9 protein-coding genes and 1 tRNA gene are annotated in these 21496 nt (G+C 60.2%); 2 read left to right on the top strand and 8 right to left on the bottom strand.

The window, feature by feature from the left end:
- Positions 1-49 precede the first annotated feature (49 nt).
- From H9S92_RS11590 to H9S92_RS11570, 5 genes are all read right to left on the bottom strand, one after another.
- Complete coding sequence (locus tag H9S92_RS11590; protein ID WP_187466882.1) at positions 50-3073, bottom strand: SusC/RagA family TonB-linked outer membrane protein; 3024 nt, start codon at positions 3071-3073, stop codon at positions 50-52.
- Between the two features lie 177 nt (positions 3074-3250).
- Positions 3251-6838 (bottom strand): hypothetical protein, encoded by a 3588-nt coding sequence (locus H9S92_RS11585; protein WP_187466881.1) that lies wholly within the window; start codon positions 6836-6838, stop codon positions 3251-3253.
- Between the two features lie 111 nt (positions 6839-6949).
- Positions 6950-7783 (bottom strand): purine-nucleoside phosphorylase, encoded by an 834-nt coding sequence (locus H9S92_RS11580; RefSeq protein WP_187466880.1) that lies wholly within the window; start codon positions 7781-7783, stop codon positions 6950-6952.
- A 58-nt stretch (positions 7784-7841) separates the two neighbouring features.
- Complete coding sequence (locus tag H9S92_RS11575; RefSeq protein ID WP_187466879.1) at positions 7842-9224, bottom strand: mechanosensitive ion channel family protein; 1383 nt, start codon at positions 9222-9224, stop codon at positions 7842-7844.
- Between the two features lie 129 nt (positions 9225-9353).
- On the bottom strand, positions 9354-12011 hold the full coding sequence (locus H9S92_RS11570) for a choice-of-anchor L domain-containing protein (protein ID WP_187466878.1): 2658 nt from the start codon (positions 12009-12011) through the stop codon (positions 9354-9356).
- 414 nt (positions 12012-12425) lie between these two features.
- On the opposite strand from H9S92_RS11570, the gene H9S92_RS11565 reads away from it, so the two are divergent.
- Entirely contained in the window at positions 12426-18158 is a 5733-nt protein-coding gene (locus H9S92_RS11565; protein ID WP_187466877.1) for a T9SS type A sorting domain-containing protein, read from the top strand.
- Positions 18159-18452: 294 nt separating this feature from the next.
- Here the strand turns inward: H9S92_RS11565 and H9S92_RS11560 are convergent, their stop codons facing one another.
- The 3 genes from H9S92_RS11560 to H9S92_RS11550 form a co-directional block, all read right to left on the bottom strand.
- The gene (locus H9S92_RS11560; RefSeq protein WP_187466876.1) at positions 18453-19367 is read right to left on the bottom strand and encodes a PfkB family carbohydrate kinase; all 915 of its coding nucleotides are present in this window, start codon (positions 19365-19367) and stop codon (positions 18453-18455) included.
- Positions 19368-19426: 59 nt separating this feature from the next.
- Positions 19427-19503, bottom strand: a tRNA-Asn gene (locus H9S92_RS11555).
- A gap of 305 nt (positions 19504-19808) precedes the next feature.
- On the bottom strand, positions 19809-20573 hold the full coding sequence (locus H9S92_RS11550; protein WP_187466875.1) for a sulfite exporter TauE/SafE family protein: 765 nt from the start codon (positions 20571-20573) through the stop codon (positions 19809-19811).
- Between the two features lie 180 nt (positions 20574-20753).
- Between H9S92_RS11550 and fabG the strand changes: the two genes are divergently transcribed.
- On the top strand, positions 20754-21488 hold the full coding sequence (gene fabG / locus H9S92_RS11545) for a 3-oxoacyl-[acyl-carrier-protein] reductase (protein WP_187466874.1): 735 nt from the start codon (positions 20754-20756) through the stop codon (positions 21486-21488).
- The last annotated feature ends 8 nt before the right edge of the window (positions 21489-21496 follow it).

Genomic DNA, 21496 nt, shown 5'->3' with positions numbered 1-21496 from the left:
TGTTTATGGGGAACTTATTTCGTGCTTCCCATTGATAACCGGTCAGCCACTACCAACCCAGCTTTACGCCAACCACCACCGCGCGTTGCTGCGGGAAATTGAAACGGTATTCGGCGATGGTATTGCGGTTCTCCCTGCGGGGTTCGTCGTACCAATAGCCCAGGTTATTCACCAGAGCGAAGAGATTAACCTGCTGGGTGTTCAAGGGCGTACGCGCACCGGTTTTCAGGCGATAGTTAAGGCTGAGGCTCGCAAACTGGAGATAATTGATCTGGTAAACGTACCGACTGCTGCGACTTACCAAGGGTTTGTCGATACTAGGCCGGGGGGTATCCGTTACGTCGCCCGGCTGCTGCCAGCGATCGAGTTGATTGACGCTTTGATTGTTGAAAAGGATCTGGCGGCCGTCCTGGAAGGTCAGGTCGTTTACAAAGAGGAGCCCTCCGTAGCTGAAGTTGAACTGGGCAGCGGCCGTAAAACGCCCGTGCCGCAGGGAATGGGACCAGCCCCCGAAAAAGTCGGGACTACCACTACCCAGTTTCACCAGGTTGGCGATTTCGCGCGTTGGCGCAATCTCGTCGGTTATGGTGCCATCCGCCAGTTGGAAAAGTTCTTTTCCCGTAGCCGGGTCGACCCCTGCGAAGATGATGCCGTAAAAGGAATTGACGTCTTCGCCGATGCGGAAGGCTCTCGGGTCGCCGACGGTAGCCGGAAGGTCTTCGGTATTGATGTCGAGCAAGACATTGCGGTTGCGCGCCACGTTAAAGCTGCTGTTGTACACCCACTTGCGGTCCGTCGCTCCGTCGTAGTGAAAAGTCAGTTCCACCCCCTGGTTGCGGAGGCTGGCGGCGTTGGCAATCACGGAGGTGAAGCCACTCTCCAGCGGCACGGCGGCGGAGGTGATGGCGTCCACGGTGGTGTTGCGGTACACTTCCAGGGTGAGGCGAAAAGGGTTGTCGGTGCCAAAACCCAGGTCAAGAGCAAGGTTGGCTTGCTGCTTGCGTTCCCAACCGAGAAAATCGTTGATGGGAGCCGAAGCCACCAGCGGTACCTGGTCCACGTAAACGTCATTCGTAAAGCGGTACAAGCCCCGGGCGGTATAGACCCCAATGCGGCTATTGCCAGTAATCCCGTAGGAGAGACGCAATTTGGCAAAACTGATGCCCAGGGGCTGACTGCCCCACCACTTTTCTTCGCTGATGTTCCAACTGCTTCCTAAGGCCCAGAGGGTTTGCGCTTGTTGGTCGCCGCCAAAAATGGAGCTGGCGTCCCGCCGGCCATTGAGCTTGAGGTAATAGCGGTAGCGGTAGTTGTAGGCTAATTCGCCGTAGAGAGAGGCCTTCCGCCGCTCAAAAAGCGATTCCGACACCCGGGTCCGGTCAGCGGGCAAAAACCGAAGTTGGCGCAGGTCATCGAAGGGAAAACTATTGCCCGTTGCCACGAGCCGCTGCTGCGTTTGACTGTTGAGTTCGCCCCCGCCCAGTAAGGAGATGTGGTGCGCATCTCCCAGTTGGGGCGACCAACTGGCCTGGACATTACTGACCCATTGCCCGTTGTCATTCTGCGCCAGGCGCAGGGAACCACCCTGGGCCGCGCCCGATCCGTTCAGTGCGGAAAAGTACTGGAACTGGTCGGTACTGATGTAATCAATGCCCGCCAGCCACCGCAACTGCAGGGTAGTGCCGGGTGCATAAGAAAGATTGATCTGGCTGTTGAGGTTTTTGCTGTTCGTTTCGTCCTCGTTTTGCTCCAGTGCCGCCACCGGATTGGGGCGGCGGGCAAAAAAAGCGTCATTGTTAAAGCTGCCATCCGCCAGGCGCACGGGCAAGTTCGGGGGGTAAGAAAAGGCATTGTAGGTAGAAATGCCTTCGCGTTTTTGGGTGCTCCCATTTACCCGGAGGCCGAGCTCCAGCTTTTCGTGGAGGGGCACCGAAAGCGATACACTGAGGTTCAACTGCTCCAGGCCATTGCGCAGGTGGGCCCCCTGAAGTTCACTGTAGCCCGCTGAAATCCGGTAACCCGCCCCCTTCGCAGAGCCCCCGGACAGCACCATGTCAAGATCGCGGTTGGTGGACGTGCGTTGCACCAGGGCCCGCCAATCGGTAAATACCTCCGTCGTGCCGGCCTCGGCGGGGTTGCGGTTGCTGTTGAACAGGGTCTCCCGCGCCAGCTCTACGTACTCTTCGGTATTGAGGAATTTGATTTCGTCGATGGGCTTAGCGTAGCCTTGGTTGTAAGACACCTGAAAAGAAAGCCGGTCTTGGTTTTTCACCGACTTAGTGGTAATCAAGACCACCCCATTAGCCGCATCCGCCCCGTAAAGCGCGGTTGCCGACGCATCCTTCAACACCGTAATGCTTTCAATGTCTTCCGGATTGAGGAAAGTCAGGGGATTGATGCGTTGGCTGTTGACGTCCGAAAAAACACTCCCTGTGCTGTTCGTTTCGGTCACGTCGAACAACGGAACGCCATCCAGCACAAACAAGGGCTGGGTTGAGGCAGCAACCCCCGAACCGATTCGGGGCAAAGAACTCTGGCCCCGGATTTTCACCTCCACGGGCAGCCCCGGCTCGCCGGTGGTGAGGTTTACCTGAACGCCGGCAATCCGGCCCTCCAGCAGCTTATCAATGCTTTCTTCCGGGCGATCGGGGGCCAGTTCCGCCAGCTGCACTGCTTCGTAACTGCCCACCAGGTCTTTGCGTTCCTGGGCACCCCGGTAAGCCGTAACCACCACCTGCTTGAGCTGGGCAACGTCGGATTGCAAAACCAGGGACAAGGTCGCCTGCCGCAGTCCGCCTGCCGTAGTGGTGATGGTGGCCCGGTCCAGCGGGTACGTTAAACTGCGCATGCCCGTGTAACTGAGGAAGAGCGTGACCCGCTCGTCTTTGACGTTCAACTCAAAGTTGCCGTCCAAATCGCTCAACGTACCGCTTCCACTGTCCCCTACGCGGATGGCCACGCCCACGAGGGCTTCTCCCGTTTCGTCCGTGACTTTCCCCTTCACCATCAACTGTGCGCCAAGTATGCCCGGCAGGCAAATCCCCAAACAAACGATCAATAACCACCGAAGCATACCTTATTTTTTCTACATTATGGGCATTACTGGATCCGTAAGCAGCGGCAAAATAACAACTCCCTGAGGTAATGCCGGATGATTAAGGTCTCATTCGGGCGCGGCCGCAGGTGCCGGGCACGAGCCTGAGGAGCCAGGGAAGGGCCAGCGCCAACCCGCCCCAGCCCCGGAAATAACCTAAAAAAACGCCTGCACCTGCGCCCGCCCCACGTGCACTGTGCGCGCCTCCCCCGTCTGCCGGCCATCGTAGGTGATGGTCAGCTGGAGGTACTGCCCCAGCTGCCGGGTGGCGCCGAGGTTCCAGAGTAGGTTGCGACCCGGCTGAAGGCCTTGCAGGAGGGCGAAGCCAACGGGGCTGCGGGCGTCCCCCGTAAAGGCAATGTCTACCCAGCGGAAGCGGGCGGTGAGCCAGTTTTTGAAGTTTCCTTCCAGCTGCCCCTCCAGGCGGTCACTGCGTTCCCCCATTCCTTCGGGCAAGACGTTGGTTTCGCGGCCAATGATGGCTTTGGTCACCAGCCGCAGTTCGCCGGGCTGCCAGCTGATGCTGGGCTCAATGCTGCGCTGCCGGATGTGGAAGTCTTTGTTGTCGAAAAATTCGGAGTCGGCCTCCCGCCGGCCACTCACGCCAGCGGCTTCCAGGCTCAACTCGTCGTTGGGGCGGAAGCGAAAGAGCAGCGTCCAGTCTTCCTGCCGGCTGGATTCGTAGCCAGTGGTCAGGACGCGGCGGTTGCGGCGGTCGTTGTTGGAGAGTTGGACATCGTACCGGGGGTTGGCCCGGTTGAAGAAGAGGCCGTGCCGGCGGCTCAGGTTCAGCGCCACGAGGCTGCTGTCAGGGACGGCCAGTTGCAGCGGATTCCAGGCCTGGATGTTTTCCGCCTCCCTCGTTTTGCGGTCAATCAGCAAGCTGGTATTGAGGCTGAAGCGCCGCAGGGCTTTCCGCACGCCCTCCGCCTCCCGCCAGATGCGGGTGGGGTCCCAGGTGATTTTCTGGTTCAGGGAGACGTTGTCCGTGCGGATAAAATCATTGCTGAAAACGGAAACCCGTACGTAGTCGGCAATGTCCTGAAAAGGCGCGATCTCCATTTCATTGGGCTGGATTTTGCCGTCGTTATTGTACAGGGTGTCTTGCCAGATGTACTGGCCCAGGCCGGGGCCAACGTAGAGGTACTGGAAATCCACCCGGGGTTCCTGCCCGCTGCCTACCTGGTAGGTCGTTTGGGTGCGCAGGCTGCGGCTCAGGGCATTGGCCCGGAGATCAAGGCGGCCGAGGAAGGTGCGGCCCGGCACATCGCCGGCCAGGTCCACGTCGGCAATGCGGAGGTCGCGGTAGGTGAAGTTGCCCCCCAGCTGGAGGTTTTCGCTGGCCGCGAAGTTGCCCTCCGCACCCAACTCGGTGGCTTCGGTGCTGGTGACCAGGGACTGCCCCCGGGGGAGGTAGTCCGTGCGGCGATTGGCGTTGAGGGCCAGGCGGTAGGCGTCTTTTACGGGAGTTTCCAGGCCGATGGCGTAGCGGTCGAAGCCGAAGGACGTGGCCTGCAAGCTGCCGTCGCTCCGCTGCCGTCGCTCCGACCGCTCACCCTGGTAAGCGGATTTTATCGTCCAGCCCCCCAGGGACGCAAAGCTTTTGTTGAGGACCAGGCTGGGGCGCTGGAACTTCCCCCGGGCCAGCGGGTCTTCGCTGTCCAGCAAGTTGATGCTGCCTTCCAGCAGCCACCCCTGGCTTTGCAGGCGCACGCCACCCGCGTGGCGCGTGCCCGTGTAGGCACTGCCGCGGGTGAACCGTTCGAAGTCGTATTCCAACCGGCCAACGCCCAGCTTTACCAGGCCCAGGCCCGCGCCGAGGATGCGTTCGGTTTCGGGACTGGGCAGCGCCGTCCCCAGGCGGTTGCTGAGGTTCCAGTTCCGGAAAAATTCCGGGGAGCGGTAAGGATTGATGGCGTTGTACGTGGATTCAACGTATTCAAAATGGCCGCGGGTAGCGAGTTGCCAACCGCTGCTGTCGGGGCCGATTTTAAAGGGCTGCTCTGCGTCAAAGCGCAAGGCGTGGCCATTGTCGTCTTCGGCGTCGGCCCGGCTGAAGCGGTTCTGATCGAGTTTACTGCGGGAGCCTTCCACCCGTACGCTGCCCGCCGGACCGATGCGGTAAGCACCGCCCAGGGCAATGAGTTGCTGTTGCCGGGGAGCGACCAAGTCGATGAGGGGAGCAAAATTACCCAGGGGTTGGCAGGATTGGACGTCGCGGCCCACGTAACGAAAGACCCTTTCGTTGGCTGGCCGACTGGGATCCAGGGCATACTCGCCGCCGTTGGGGCCGCGGTCGGTAAAGGTGGCCACGTAACGCCCCTCCGGATCGGCCCGCAGGTAAACGGTATCGATGAGCGCACTGCCGTTGCAGAGGGTGGTATCCACCAAAGCGTACGTGGCCCGCAACTCCGAACGGGTATCGAGGGTATCGAGGCTGAGGATAGGGATGCCCCCCGGGCGGTCTCCGGCCAAGCTGAGCTGCTGCCGCTGGCTGGCGTTGAGCTCCAGATCGCCGGTCGCCGTACGGCTGTCTTGCTGGGTATAAGCATTGAGGTAGGCACTAAAGCGCTCCCCGGCGTAGTGGGTGCTGGCCGTGGCGAGGGTGCGAACGTAGCGCTGGTCGGCGTATTCATACTCGGCCGTAATCCGGGAATCGCGGGTAATGAGGCGACGGGTGGTGAAGGTCAGTTCGGCCAGGTTGTAGTCGATGATGTAGTCGCCATCCAGTCCCCGGGTGAGGAGCTGGCCGTCGAGAAAAATCCTTTCCGTTCCGGCCAGGACGATGAGGAAGCGCTGACCGCCTTCGCCCGTGAGTTGGTAGGGGCCTTGGTTGCCTTCAATGGGTTGAATTTGCTGGCGGGTGAATTGCCCGCGGGCGATGGCGATGCTGGCCGACGTAGTAAGCGTACCGCCCGCGCCCTCCCCCTGCTCTCCCCCGTCGGGGGTTGGGGGGGCGTCTTTACTCCCCCCTTCGGGGGGCCGGGGGGGAGCACCTGCGCCCGCGCCCGAAACCGTAGTAAACGTAGCCCCCTCCAGCTTTTTGAAGTAGCGCAAGAAATAACCATCCGGATTGCGCAATTCGTAATCGCCAGCGGTGAGGCTGGACCGGTTTTTGCGCAATTGGATGAAAATGCGGTCAAATTCCCGCAGTTGCTGCGTTGTCCCCTCGGGCTGAATCGGCAAACTCTCGTCCGTAATGGCCGCCGAAACCAGAATGCCGTTGCCCAGCTCGCCGTCCATTTGCAAGTTGAAAGCGGAGTTGAGAACGAGGTCCTGCCGGTTGCCAAAACTGATGGCGCGGCTGAAACTGCCGCTGGTGCGCACCTTGCCGTCGTTGCCCAGGAGGCCGGAACGGACGTACTCATCGTAGCCGCCAATGATGAGCCCCCCACCCCGGTTTTCGAGCGCTGCCGAGTCCAGCAACCGCACCCGGGCATCGAGCGCGAAAGGCAAAATCCGGTACTGCACCCGCACGGAGTCCGGCAAATCCACCGTCTGCCAGGCCAGGAAGCGGCCGGCCACCGTATAGGAACCCGTTGGCATGGCTTGAAGATCGGGATGGCGAAGTACCCGCACGCTGCCCGGCACCACCGTGAGGGTATCGAGCAGTTGGCCGGCGGGGGAGACGGCCACCGTAGTATCCCGGAGCGTAGAAAGAGGGGACTGCTGGGCAAAGGCCCACCCACCGGCCAGCAAGTGCAGCACTGCCGACCACCACATCCACGCCTTGATTCGCATCACCTTGGGGGAACGGTTGGAAGGCACTTCTTGGTTTATCCCCGGCCAAGGTGTTTTGCCGGTGCGTCGGGCAGGCTACGGTCGGAGTAAAGCCGGGACTACAGTTGAACCAACTTATTTTGCCCCAGCGAGGTGCTCCAGCAAATCCCGCATGAAGGTCCGGAGTTTGGGTTCCACCGCCTGGACGGTCTCGATGACGTCGTCGACGGTAGTCGGCTGGATCTCGGTGATGGGAAAGCACTTGTTGGAGACGACGGAGATGACGAAGACGGGCAATCCGGCGTGCCGGGCTACCAGTACTTCGGGTACGGTGCTCATGCCGATGCAGTCGGCCCCCAGGAGGTTGGCCATGCGGTACTCGGCGGGGGTTTCCAGGTTGGGGCCGGGCAGGGCCAGGTAGACGCCCTCGTGGCCCTTCAGGCCGTGCCGGGCGAGTTGTTCGATGGCCCAGGCGTTGAGCCGGCGGTCGTAGGCGCTGAGCATATCGGGGAAGCGGGGGCCGAGGCGCTCGTCGTTGTGGCCGCGCAGGGGGTTCTCCGGCTGGAGGTTGATGTGGTCGCGGACAAAAATGATGTCGCCCGCATCCATTCCGCTATTGACGCTTCCCGAGGCGTTAGAGATGATCAATTGCTCAATGCCCAGGGCAGCCAGTACGCGCACCGGGAAGGTAAGCTGTTGCATGCTGTAGCCTTCGTAGTAGTGCAGCCGGCCGGCCATCGCCACCACGGGAACGCCGTGCAAAGTGCCCAGAATGAGCTTGCCGCGGTGCGACTCTACCGTAGCTGCCGCAAAATAAGGCAGCAGCCCATAGACGAATTCGCGCTCTACGACGATGTCATCGGCCAGCGAGCTCAGGCCGGTGCCCAGAATAATGCCCAGTCTGGGTTGGGTAGTGGAGCGCTGGCGGATAAAGGCGAGGCACTCCTGGATTTGATCGTAAAGGGTCATACTGTAATTTGGTCTGTGCGCATTTGGTAATTAACGGCAAAAAAACGGCGGCGCAGGGCTAAAGGTCGGGAGAAGTTTGGTTTCCCCGGATCCAGACATCCTGTTGCGGGAAAGGAATTTCCACCCCTTTCTCCCGGAAGGCTTTGTCAATGGCAAAACGAAGGTCGCTTTTAACGACTTCAATCCTCAGGAAATCGCGGGACCAGAAAATGATCTCAAAGTCCAGCGAAGAGCTGCCAAAATCGGCAAACCGCACGAAGGGACTTGGCATTTTGAGCACGCTGCTGTGTTCGTTGGCTACGGCCAGGAGGATTTCTTTCACCACCTCGAGGTCAGAGCCGTAGGCCACCCCAACCCCAACCCGAAAGCGGGCTTTGCGTTCGACCTGGCTCCAGTTGGTCACGTTTTCTCCGATGAGTTTAGAGTTGGGGACGAAGATGATGATGTCGTCGCGTGTTTCCACGATGCTGGTGCGGGCGCCGATTTTGCGTACCGCCCCCACCTGATGGCCGCTGAGTTCGACCACGTCGCCCACCTTGACGGAGCGCTCGAAGAGGATGATGATGCCGCAGATGAGGTCGTTAAAAGTCTGCTGCAGCCCGATGCCGATGCCCACCAACAGGGCCGCCGCCCCCGTCCACACCACCAAAAGGTTGAATCCCGCCGCCTGAATGACGATGAGCGTGCCGATGACGTAAACGAAGTAAGTCAGCAGGCGGTCAATGGCAAACTGGCTGCCCGTATCAATGTTGCTGCGCCGGTAGTAACTGCTCAAGACGAAGGTAGTCGTCACCCGCAACAGGAATTTCAACAAGAAAAATAAGATGCCGATCAGCAGTACCCTCCCTACGGTCAAAGACCACGTAAGCTCCTCCCCATTCTTCACCAGGTACAAGTAGTAGCGGGATAAGCCTGTATCGTTGGCAATAAAACTCAGGGCCGCCGTATACATCAGGGGCCGCAAGATGTTGAAACGGTTCGTGAGTTCCTTCTGCTCTGCGCCCGGTGCCTGTTTCCCCAAGGACCTGGTGTAAAAGCGCTGCACCAGCACTTCTTCGGCCACCAGATCCAGCACGTTGGCAACGATGAAAGCCACCAGGATTTTGACAATGGTACTGATGCGGATGGTCAGCCAAACGGGAGCCCCATCGTCCGTGGGGGCATCCTGGATACTGCCCGCAAAGAAGGTGTAGTCAATGTCCAAAATCCGCAGGATCGCCACCAGTAGCAGACTGATGAACACCAGGCGGATTACCCGCTTGGTGCGGCTCTGGTTGCGGGCCGAAATGTTCTCCCGGCCGTAGTATTTGGGCAGCAGCGTCCCCAGCACCAGTCGGGCCGCCAGTGCAATGCTCGCCAAAACGAGCACGATCAGCACCACCTGGTACAGCGTGATGGGGTAAGTCCCCAGGTAAAATTCGATTTCACGTAATTTCTCCATGCCCGGCGCGAAAATAGGAAACACCGACCGGTAAGGTACAAATCGTTTACCAGCGCGGCTTTCCTCTATACCCTTTCCGGGCGCTCCTGAGGTCCAGACGTTCTAAGTCGCAGCCATTCACGCATTCTCTCATTCACTCCTTCCCACCATCAACACTACCGTCCCGGTTTCTCGTTGAAGCTCTCCCGTGGTGAGTTGTACCTCGGCGACCCAGACGTAGGCCGCCGCCGCCGCCAGCTTGCCCCGCAGGTAACCATCCCAGCCCATCCGGCCGTCGTTGGGCAGGAAATCGGTGGCAGAATAGACTTCTTCCCCCCAGCGCGTAAACACCCGAAAAGAGCGGACCAGCTCCACTTGCAGGGTATTGGCGTAGATCGCTACGTAGTCGTTGGTGCCATCGCCGTTGGGCGAAAAGGCGTTGGGTACGTATACCGGCACCCGGCCATCGACGGTGACGAAAGTGACCAGGCTATCCGTGCAAGCGTAGCGGTTATCGATGGCCAGGCTGATCGTCTGGCTGCTGGGAGCGCGCAAGGTAGGGTTCGGGCAGCTCGGGCAATCGAACAGTTCAGGTGGGTACCAGCGGTAGGCGACGATCTGGTCTGGCGGCACGCGGTAGTCGGGCTCCACCAGTACGCTGCCCGCCAGTTCCTGGGTTACGAAGCTGGGCAGCCGCGCCGGGCGAGCGGTGGCCTCGGGCCAGAAGAAGTCGGGTTGCAGCAGTTCACAGCCCGCCGCATCGCGGATCCGCAGGCGGTAAAACTCCCCCACCGTCAGGTTCACAAAGCCTTCCGCGCCCCAGTAGTCCACTCCGTTGATGCTGTACTGGTAGGGGGGCCTCCCGCCTTCGGCCGAGGGCGTCAGCGGTGGCCGGCGCACCTCGTTACAGGTGATCTCCACGGGTTGCAGGGCGTCGGGGTCGCGCAGGGTCAGGTTCCGCTCGTCGCTGCACCCCAGCGCATCGGTTACCCGCAGGCTGTAAGCCCCGGCGGGAAGCCCGGTGATGCTCAGGCCCGTCGGGTTCACCCCCGTCCAGGTGTAGGTGTACGGTGGCACCGTGGGCAGGTGGGTGACGGTAATGGAGCCATCCGCATCGCCCGAGCAGGTAGGGTTGACGAGGCGGGGATTGATGGAGGGCCGGAAGAAATCAGCCCGCACCGTTTCGTTCAACTCAACGCGGCAACTGCGGTCTTCCAGGGCGAAGAGGCGGTAATTTCCGCCGCGGTCGATGGGCCATTGCTGCCGGCCGGTTCCGTCAAAGACCTGCTGCTCCACCGAGCCGTTGTTGAGGCGGTAATAGACGGTGATGGGGGCCACGCCCGTCAGGTCCAGCGCAATGGACTGGTCTTCACCCCGGCAGGCCGTCAGGTTTTGCGGCGGCAGGCTCAGCCCCGGTGGCGTACTGCTGAAGGTGGCAATCGTCCGGCGTTGGGTCTGCCCGCAGGCGTCCGATACGGTCAGCTCAATGGAGGGAGGAAGCGGCGGAGTCAGCGTCGGCAGAGGGTCCGTGCTGCCAAAACTCCAGACGAAACTGTAAGGGGGTGCCCCGCCCGAGACCTCGGGGTTGAGCGTGGCCATTTCGTCAGGGCAGTAGTAAGCTTCCGCCAGGCCCACCACCAGCGGTGCTGTCTCGTCGATGATCAACTCAATGGAGTCGGTGTAGCAGGCACAGGGGATATCGAGGTAGAGCCAGACATTTTCCGGCCCCTCCACGTTGCCATCGGCGAAGGCCTCGATGGGAATCTCCGCAAACTGGGCACCCGCAGGGATGGTCACCGTGCCCGTACCCGCACTGAAATCGACGCCCTCCGTGGCCACCGAGTTGCTGCCAATGCGGTAGGCAATGGTTTGGGGCCGCGCCGGGTTGCTGTCGGCTCCGCGCTGCACCCGGAAATTGACCGGCGCACAGCCTTCGTAGATTACCGTGGCCTGGGTGGTATCGCCCTCGCCCTCCAGAGAGACGCTGCCGCCCAGGTCAAAGCTGCCCGCCTCCAGAAAAACCGCTGAATCAAGGTCCGAATCCTGCACATCCCCCACCAGTAAGCGGATGTGGTAGGTAGCGCAGGTCTGGAGTTCCACTGTTGCGGTCAGGATGACGGTCTGCCCGTCGTACTCAATCGTTTGGAAGCGGGGTCCCGTGCCCGCACCGCCTCCGCAGCCGGAAATTTGGCGGACGGAAGGAAACTCATTATCGAGGTAAAACTGGCGGTTGGTAGCGAAATTGACGTTGTTGATGCTCACCGCCTGGTTCGTGCCGGGGATGGTGGCCAGGTTGATGGCCCCCCGGCTGAAGGGGCCGTTGATGCCCGGCCCGCTGATGAAAAAGCCGAAGATGTCGTTGAATTGCTCGCCGACAAACTCACAGTACTCCTCCGAGGCGAAGACGTAGCGGAAGGTGACCGTGGGTTGCAGGGGGATGAAGTCAAATTCAATGCCGCTGCGGTCGTAGATCAGGCCCGTGGAGGCCAGGCTCAGGTCGGGGTCGTCGGTGCGGCCCTCCAGCTCGCTGCCCACGTTCGTGTCCGTATTCGGTCCGGCCGCATCGACGATGCGGCCCGTGGAAAGGACGATGCCGCGGCCAAAACCGACAATGTCTTCCGGCCCGCTGAAGGAGCCAATCCCCGCCCGGTTCGCCCCGATCTGGCGAATGTTAAAGATCGTTTCGCACTGGCCCGAGGCGAAAACTTCTTTGACCAGGCGCTCGGCGGTAAAATCCGCGTCGAGTTCCAGGGTCTGGCCGAAAGCGGGCAGCGAAAGCAAAGAGAGCAACAGTAAAAGCAAGCGCATTGGTGTCAGTTGGCAGAGATTACGGTCTGAATCCGTTGTAAGCGGTTGGCTTTTTCCAGGGGGGCGCGGCCGCAGGTGCCGGGGAAAAGTGAAAGGAGCAAAGCGCGTCTGCACACCAGACGGCGGTTGCACGATCAAGGCCATCCTCTTTCGTCATTCTTTGCTCTTTGTCCTTGTCCTTGCACCTGCGGCCGCGCCAGCATTCCCCCGGGCGGGTGCCTGAGCACGTTCCCTGTTGGGCCGCCGCGTGGCCTGTTTCAAACGCTTAAATCGGTATTCGACGTTAAAAATACACCTTATTCAATCGTTCACATATAAATTTTATTGTGATCGGAGGGGAATGCCTAAATTTACGTGATAATCTCATCATCGGGGTAGGGTACGCTTTGCCCATCACTTTGCAAATCTGGTTTCATGAATAAGATTTTCTACAATTTACTCTCGTTTTTACTCCTTTTATCGCTCTCACTCACTCTCTCCGCCCAAACTCCTGGCATTGCTGACCCGCGTCGCTGCCAGGAAGGTGCCATGATCAGCCTCGCCTTTTCCGGAGAAACGGAGCTGTTCACCTGCACGGATGATGAGGTGATGGACCGCATCCGCTTTCAGGTGGTGCCTTTCCGCCAGGCTTTTGCCTACTTCGTGGTGGATGCGAGTGATACAATCCGCTGGATCGGCTTCAGCAATTTCATCAACTTCGATCTGCTGCCCACTGGTCAGTTGCGGGTGTACGCCTTTTCCACCTACGGCCGCATCACTGCCTCCGTGGGCGACAACTTCACTACGGCAACCCTTTCTACGCCGTGTGCGGGCCTGACGGCCAACTTCGTCACGGTCAACAACGGGATGATTGGGGACATTGACATCAGCTCCGGGCAAACGGCCTACGACATCTGCCCCGGCGACGGCGTTGCAGATTCCATTACGGTGTCTTCTACGGCCGTTGACGTCACTTACGTAGTGACCGATACGGCGGGCAACGTTTTGGCTTTGAATACTTCCGGGACCATCGACTTCGACGGCGCTGGCGTCGGCATTTGCCGCATCTACGCCCTGGCCGGGCTCAGCATTGAAGTCGGCGAAAACATCTCCAGCCTCGAAGGTCAGGCCGGCTGTGGCTTCGGTCTTTCTACTGATTTCATCACCGTCAACCGCCTGGAAGTGGAGGGCGGCACCGTCGCTACCGAAGACGGCGCTACGGAAGTCAGCCTCTGCCCCCAAGACGGCGTTGCGGATGAACTGACCTTCGTGGTCAGCGGCGCCATCGGCGAGGCTACCCAGCTGCTGCTTACCGACACCAACAACGTCATCATCGGCCTTCCCCAGGGCAATACTTTCGACTTTGAAGGTGCGCCCGCCGGAACCTGCCGCGTGTGGAACGTCAGCTACTACGGCGACTTCCTCGGTGCGCTGGGCCAGGATGCGGCCACGGCTACCCTGGCCAGCGGCTGCTTTGACCTTTCTGCGGACTTCGTGTCCGTCACGCGGGACGTGCCCGTGGGCGGCACCGTCGCCCTGCAAGACGGATCGACGGACCTCACCATTTGCCCCGCTGCGGGCGAGCCCATTGAGCTCACCTTTGTGGTGAACGGCGCTTCCGGCGCAGTCACCCGCCTTATTCTCGTGGATTCCAACGACGTGGTCATCGGCCTGCCTTCCGGCAACGTGATTGACTTTGAAAACGCCCCTGCGGGTGTTTGCCGCCTGTACAACGTCAGCTATTTCGGCGACTTCCTGCTGGCGCTGGAAGACCCCTTCCGCACTGAAAACCTGGCGACGGGTTGTTTTGAACTGTCCGACAACTTCGTGACCATCGTCCACCAAATCCCCCTCGGCGGCAGCATCCTGACGGCCTTTGGCGACGACGCGGTACGCACCTGCCCCCAGAACGGCATCCCCGACATCATTGCCTTCACCGTTACGGGTGCGAGCGCGCCCAACACCCGCCTGATCATCACCGACGAAAACAACGTCATCATCGGCCTTCCCGAGGGCAACAGTGCGGATTTTGACACGGCCGCCGTGGGCGTTTGCCGCGTCTGGAACCTGAGCTACTACGGCGACTTCCTCGGGATGATCGGAGATACGGCGTCCGTGGCGGAACTGGCCAGTGGCTGCTTCGCACTGTCGGACAACTTCGTCACCGTCAACCGGGAAATCCCCGTAGGCGGCACCATTGCTACGGTGGAAGGGGACACCGAAGTCATCACCTGCCCCGGCGACGGCAATGCCGACCTGATTACACTGACTACGACGGGTACTTCCGGTGGCGAATTGGCCTACATCGTCACCGACACCAACAACGTAGTCCTCCAGATCTCTACTACGCCCAGCTTTGACTTTGAAGATGCCCCCGTGGGGACTTGCCGGATCTGGTCCGTCACCTACCAGGGCAGCTTGGTCATCAACCCGGGCCTGGACGCGGATGAGGTGCCGATTTCTGACAACTGCTTTGCGCTTTCTGACAACTTCGTCACGGTCATCCGCACCGTTCCCAGCCCGGGCACCATTACTACGGTGGCGGGCGAGGACACCCTGAGCATCTGCCCTGCCGACGGCGTAGCGGACGAAATCAGCTTCCAGGTGACCGACGCGGGCATGGCCAACTTCACCTTGCTGGTAACCGATACCTCGAACAACATCCTGGCTATTCCCGAAGGGCTGAGCTTCGACTTTGAGTCTTCCGAATTGGGCATTTGCCGGGTTTGGGGCCTCTCCTTCCAGGGCGACCTGCTGGCGGCAGTAGGCGACAACGCCGCGACTACCATCCTGGCCAGCGGCTGCTTTGGTCTGACGGACGGCTTCGTGACGGTCATCAAAGAATCGCTCTCCGGTGGCAGCGTCAGCCTGGCCAATGGCACTACGATGGCAACGATCTGCCCCGGCGACGGCATTGCGGATGTGCTTTCCTTCCTCAGCACCGGTGCGACGGGAGATGAGTTTACCTTTATCGTCACCGACGAAAACGGCATCATCCTGGGTGTTCCCCCCGGCGCTTCGATCGACTTCGAAGAAGCCGATCCGGGCACTTGCCGCGTTTACGGCCTGGCTTACCGCGGCAGTGTGCTGGCGGGCCAGGGCGACGACATCGCCACGACCCAGCTGGCGACGGCCTGCGCGGCCCTCTCCGATAACTTCGTCACCGTCATCCGCACCTCCGCCACCACCGGCCCCATCAGCACCGAAAGTGGCGCTACGGAAGTCCTGGTTTGCCCCGGCGACGCCATCCCCGACCCCGTTCGTTTTGACTCTACGGGCACTACCCTGGAGAACTTCAACTACCTGGTAACGGACACCAACAACACGGTGATCCAGGTAGCCTTTACTGACCAGATCGACTTCGAGAACTTCCCCGAAGGCGTTTGCCGGGTTTGGGGCCTGGGCTACAATGGCGTCATTACCGCTACGCTCGGCCTGGTCATTGGCCAGGGTCCCCTGGCTACGGAGTGCGCCGCGCTCTCCGAAAACTTCGTCACCGTCATCAAGCAATTGCCCGTAGGAGGTAGCATTGCTACCCTGGACGGCGCTACGGAAGTACGGGTTTGCTCCATGGACGGCATCCCCGATCCGATTACGGTAACCAGCACCAGTGCTTCGGGTGCCCGCTTCATCTTTATTGCCACTACCGACCAGGGCGTGGTAATTTCCTTCCAGGACAGCCCCACTTTCGATTTTGAGGATGCCGGCTTTGGCACCTCCCGCATTTACGGGCTTTCCTACCAGGGTACCCTTTTGCTCTCTGTGGGTGACACCATTACCAACCCGGAACGGGCGACGGGTTGCTCCGACCTCAGCGACAACTTCGTCACCGTCATCCGCGAGATGGCCATGGGCGGCACCGTCAGCCTGACCAATGGGGACACGCGGGTGGTGACTTGCCCCGGCGACGGGATGGCCGATGTGCTGTCCTTCACCTCCGCTGGTAGCGTGGGCAACAGTTACCTCTACGTAGTTACTGACTCGGCCAACGTTATTCTGGGCGTAGCCGAAGGAAATAGTTTCGACTTTGAGGGCGCGGGCGAAGGCATCTGCCGGGTCTGGGGACTGGCCTTTGCGGGCGAACTCAGCGCTATGGTGGGAGACACGGCTACGGCGGTGGACCTGGCCACGGGCTGCTTTGACCTCTCCGACAACTTCATCACCGTCATCCGGGAAGTGCCCGACGCGGGCAGCATCAGCCTGGAAGACGGTACCAACGAGATCTCGTTCTGTTCCGGCGATGCGATGATGGACAGCCTCGTGTTCATCAACACCTCCACCACTTCGTCCAGCTACGCCTACATCATCGGGCAGGAAGGCTTTGCCCTGACGGCCATTACGGACAGCAGTTTCGACTTCAGCAATACCTTCACTGGCACCTATACCATCTACGGTCTGGCCTACACGGGCACGCTGACGATTCTGCCCGGGCAGGAAATTGCCACCACGGCCCTTTCCACCGATTGCTTCGACCTGAGCGAAAACACCATCACCGTGAACGTTACACGGGTGGACGGCGGCTTCATCCGGGGCAACGGCGCACTGGAGGTATACCTCTGCCCCGAGAACCCAGAAGACGGCTTCGTGACGTTTACGACCAACAGCATCCTCAACGACACGCTCTTCCGCTACGTCATCACGACGGCTACGGACGTCATACTGGCGGTACTGGACAGCAACAGCTTCGATTTTGGTCCGCTGCCCCTGCAGGAGCTGCGGGTGTACGCCATCAGCTACACGGGCAACTTCCTCGCAGGGCCGGGCTCTTCCCTGCTGCTCAGCCCGCTGGCCAGCGGCTGTGTCTCTCTTTCCGATAACTTCGTGACGGTGTTCAACGATACCCCCGAGGGTGGCATGGTCAGCCTCAGCGGCGTCCCCCCCTCCGGCATCTCCTGTACGGTGGATGGCGATGGCGACATTACCGTGCTTACCACCAGCACCAGCCTGACGGGCTACGTAGTTTTGGTTACCGACACCAACAACGTGGTACAACTCATTGCTGACGACCTGGCCAACGTGCCCCTGGGCGATTTGCCAGTGGGCGATTACCGCATTCACGGCCTTGCCTACACGGGCAACCTGCTGGTTTCCGTTGGAGACGATGCGGACGACGTTGCCCTGGCCGACAACTGTTACGAGCTCTCCAGCAACTTCGCCACGGTGACCCAGGGCGGCAGCATCAGCGCTGGCACCCTGGTCAACTTGAACGAGCCCGGTGATACGATCCACTTCTGCATCCCCGCCGGAGATAACCCGATTGCCATCGTGGAAGCTTCCGTGGTGGGCCCGAACTACCGCTACATCATCACCAACGCCAACGGCATCATCCGGGCGGCTAACCTGCCCAGCAACATCCTGCCCTTCGGCGCTTTCGGCCCTGGTGAATACCGGATCTACGGCTTCAATTACACCGGCGAGGCGACCGTTTCGATCAACCAGCCCATCACCGGCTTCCTGAGCAGTGCCTGCTACGCCCTGACGAGCAACTTCATTACCGTGATCTACGAAGACCCCGATGGTGGCAGGATTACTACCGCCGACGGAGCAACCGAGATCACCGTTGAAATCGATACGGCCAGCACGGACCCCAGCGCCGTAGTGAACTTCGTCAGTACGTCCACCACGTCCAACAGTTTCGTGTATTTGGTTACGGATGAAGACAACGTCATTCTCGCCATCACCCCGACGGCTGCCATCGACTTTGGCACGGCGGGCCTCGGCGTATGCCGGGTTTGGGGACTCTCCTACACCGGCAACCTGCTGGCGGCCGTTGGAGACAACGCGGCTACTACGGAACTGAGCGACGGTTGCTTTGCCCTGAGTGACAACTTCGTCACGGTAACCCGCGCAGCAGCCGATGGCTTTGCCGCCGAGACGCCCGCCGAAAACGGTGCGGTAGTTGGTGCCGACGACGTGCAGCTCTCCGCCTTCCCGAACCCCTCTGCGGGCAGCGAGATTTTCCTCACGTTGTCTTCTGAACTGGGCCTGCCCTCCGGACAAATTGCGGTACGCGATCTCAACGGCCGTGCCTACCAGGTCCAACCACTTACCGGCGGCGCTGAAAGCGTAACGGTACGCCTGGACATCAGCAACCTGCCCGCTGGCCTGTACTTCGCCCAGTTCAGTACCCCGACGGGTGTACAGTCAATCCGCTTCATGAAGCGCTAGTTCCTCCCGGAATAAAGCGACTTTCTTCCCAGCGGGGGTTACGGCCAGGTGTGCCGTAGCCCCCGTTGGTATTTAGGGGCCCGTAGTTTTAAACCAGCGTTGTATTTGTTGGGGGGTACTTTGGTAGCTGGTGAATGGATTGCGCCTGGTCAACCTTCGAACATGTTCGAATGTCCGAATCTTCGGGACACGACCGCGCAGCCCAAGCAGCCAGTCAAAACAACCAACATTCGAACATGTTCGAATGTCCGAATCTTCGGGACACGACCGTACCAACCACGATCGCTCAGCCCACTAAAGCGCCACCTCCATCAAGGAAGTAAACTGGCGGATGCGCGCGTCAATCTGGGCTTGGTCCAGGGTCTGCATGCGGCGGGTACCGAAGTCTTCGACCACGAAACTGGCCATCGCCGAGCCGTAAATGATGGCCCGCTTGAGGTTCTCGAAGCTCGTATCGTCGGTAGCGGCCAGGTAGCCCATCAGGCCGCCGGCAAAGGTATCTCCCGCGCCAGTAGGGTCCACCACGGTGGGCAGGAGCAACGCAGGGGCGGAGAAGAGCTTATCCCCGTCAAAAAGCAGTGCACCGTGTTCCCCTTTCTTGATGATGAGGATGCGCGGGCCCATATCGACGATCTTGGCGGCGGCTTTGAGCAGGCTCAGCTCACCACTCAGCTGGCGCGCTTCCTCGTCGTTAATGATCAGGATATCGATGCGGCGCAGCACCTCCCTGAGGGGCTCCATAGCGATGTCCATCCAAAAGTTCATCGTATCGAGGGCGATGAGCTTGGGGCGGCCTTCGAGTTGATCGATGACCTGCGACTGGACCTGGGGCGAAAGGTTGCCCAGCATCACGTAGTCGGTATTCCGGTAGCTGGCGGGCAGCTGGGGATTGAAATCGGCCAATACATTAAGCTGGGTATCGAGCGTATCGCGCCCCATCATATTATCGTGGTAGCGGCCCGCCCAGAAGAAGGATTTACCGCCTTTAACCACCTCTACCCCGGCCAAATCGGCCCCCCTCCGCTGGAGATCGGCCAGGAAGTCCTGGTTGTAATCATCGCCAATAACGGAAACGAGCTGTACGGGCTGCGCAAAGTGCGTGGCCGCCATAGCAATGTAGGTACAGCTGCCTGCCTCAATCATGCGGGCTTCGCCGTAGGGGGTGAAGACGTCGTCGAAGGCAATGGTTCCAATGGCTAACAGGCTCATGCGGGAGGGAGTAAAGAGGGTAAAATAAAAAAGTCGAGCACGGGTTGCGTACTCGACTTTGGCGCCTCAGGAAGGGCTCGAACCTTCGACCTACGGATTAACAGTCCGCCGCTCTAACCGACTGAGCTACTGAGGCAGTTTTGCGAAGCGGCTGCAAATGTACGGCTTCACCCAGAAAAGGAACAAGTGCAGAAGGAAATTTTATTGAAAAAAGTTGCGGGCGCGGACGCAGGTGCCGGGATAGGACGCCGAAAAGCAGTGTTTGGCCTCCCCACCCGAATGCGAATACCTGGCTGAGGGTGCCCCTGCCCGAAACAGGAGATTCGGGTGGGAACACCCTCAACCGGTCAGATACGGGGGCGGGGACAAACCTTGCTCCTCTGTCCTTACTCCCCCTTTCGGGGGGTCGGGGGGGAGCACCTGCGACCGCGCCCCCGTGGGTCAGACGGGCCAGAAAGCCTTGAGGATGGCGGCGATCACGACGACAATGAGCAGGCGATAAGCGTACACCCCAGCCCGCGGATGCCGCGCTGCAAAGCGGGCGGTGAGGTAGCCCCCGACGATTTGCCCCACCGCCATGAGGCTACCGATCTGCCAATCGATGAGCCCCCGCCAGGCGTAGATGACTACGGCGAAGAAGGTGTACAAGACGATGAGCGGGGCTTTGACGACGTTGGCCTGGATGATCTCATAATTGGCCAGCAGCACCATCACAGCGATGAAAAACACGCCCATGCCCATCTGGATAAAGCCGCCGTAAATGCCCAGGGCGAAGAATACCGGGATGCTGATCCAGCGGCTCAAAGGGGGCCCGCCCTCGTGGGTCACCAGCCAGCGCTTGGGCTTAATGAGGATGACGAGCAGCATAAGCACCAGCAAATAGCGGAAAATAGCGCGGTAGGCCTCGTTGCTGATCACCAGGCTCAGGTAGATGCCCAGCAGAGCCCCGAGGGTGGTGTAGGCAACGATCTCCCACATCTCCCGCCGCCGCTCGGGTGCCAGGGTGAAGCGACCACCCCGGTAAAAGCCGGCGGAGCCGGCCAGGCTGTTGCCCAAAACGCCAACGCGGTTGGTGCCGTTGGCCACGTCGGGCGGCAGACCAAGCAACTCCATTAAGATCGTCAGGGTAATGGCCGATCCGTTGCCCGAAAGGGTATTGATGGAGCCCGCCAAAAATGCGCCGACGAGGGCAATCAGGTAATCCATAGCAGTTAGGCAAAGCAAATGGCGGGAAGGGCGGGCCAGGGCCTGAAGAAAGCACCCGCCCCCCCCGCAAAGCTATTGTTTATTTTCTTCGTGGGTGGGTCCGCCCAGGCTGCTCCCCGGGGCTTCACTTGGCATTGCGGCAATAGGGCTATCTTCGCACCCAAATTAAAGCAAGAAAACATGGGATTACTTACTGGAAAGACTGCATTGATCACCGGCGGATCGCGGGGCATCGGTGCTGCCATCGTCCGGTATTTCGTGGCCGAAGGAGCCCGGGTGGCCTTTACCTACGCCCGCTCGGCGGGGCCGGCGGAAGCCTTGGTGCAGGAGCTGGGCGAAGGCGTACGGGCCTACCAGAGTGATGCGGCCAGCTACGCGGCGGCCGGCGAACTCGTCAAGCAAGTCACCGAAGACTTCGGCGGCTTTGACATTCTGGTCAACAACGCAGGCATCACCCGGGATACGCTGCTGCTGCGCATGAGCGAAGAGCAGTGGGACGAGGTGATGAACAACAACCTCAAATCGATTTTCAACCTCACCAAACAGGCCCTGCGCCCGCTGATGAAGTCGGGTTCGGGTTCGGTCATCAATATGTCCAGCATCGTGGGCGTGACCGGGCAGGCCGGACAGGCCAATTACGCAGCTTCCAAGGCGGGCATCATCGGCTTCAGCAAGTCACTGGCCAAGGAGATGGGCTCGCGCAACATCCGCTGCAACGTCGTAGCCCCGGGCTTCATCGTTACCGACATGACGGACGAACTGCCGGAGGCCCTGCGCGAGGGCTACCTCAGCCAGATCCCCCTCAAGCGCCTGGGCAACCCGGAAGAAATTGCAAAAGTTTGTGCCTTCCTAGGCTCTGAGCTGAGTTCTTACGTAAATGGTCAGGTACTGGGCGTAGACGGCGGCTTAAGCTAAGCGTCGGA

It is taken from the genome of Neolewinella lacunae, from assembly GCF_014349155.1.
Lineage (GTDB): Bacteria > Bacteroidota > Bacteroidia > Chitinophagales > Saprospiraceae > Neolewinella > Neolewinella lacunae.
This window is presented reverse-complemented; position numbering and strand designations above follow the sequence as displayed.

Bases quoted from the DNA above. Each gene is read 5' to 3' on its own strand.
- H9S92_RS11590 (WP_187466882.1), bottom strand. From the start codon at position 3,073: ATGCTTCGGTGGTTATTGATCGTTTGTTTGGGGATTTGCCTGCCGGGC.
- H9S92_RS11580 (WP_187466880.1), bottom strand. From the start codon at position 7,783: ATGACCCTTTACGATCAAATCCAGGAGTGCCTCGCCTTTATCCGCCAG.
- H9S92_RS11575 (WP_187466879.1), bottom strand. From the start codon at position 9,224: ATGGAGAAATTACGTGAAATCGAATTTTACCTGGGGACTTACCCCATC.
- H9S92_RS11560 (WP_187466876.1), bottom strand. From the start codon at position 19,367: ATGAGCCTGTTAGCCATTGGAACCATTGCCTTCGACGACGTCTTCACC.
- H9S92_RS11570 (WP_187466878.1), bottom strand. From the start codon at position 12,011: ATGCGCTTGCTTTTACTGTTGCTCTCTTTGCTTTCGCTGCCCGCTTTC.
- H9S92_RS11565 (WP_187466877.1), top strand. From the start codon at position 12,426: ATGAATAAGATTTTCTACAATTTACTCTCGTTTTTACTCCTTTTATCG.
- H9S92_RS11550 (WP_187466875.1), bottom strand. From the start codon at position 20,573: ATGGATTACCTGATTGCCCTCGTCGGCGCATTTTTGGCGGGCTCCATC.
- fabG (WP_187466874.1), top strand. From the start codon at position 20,754: ATGGGATTACTTACTGGAAAGACTGCATTGATCACCGGCGGATCGCGG.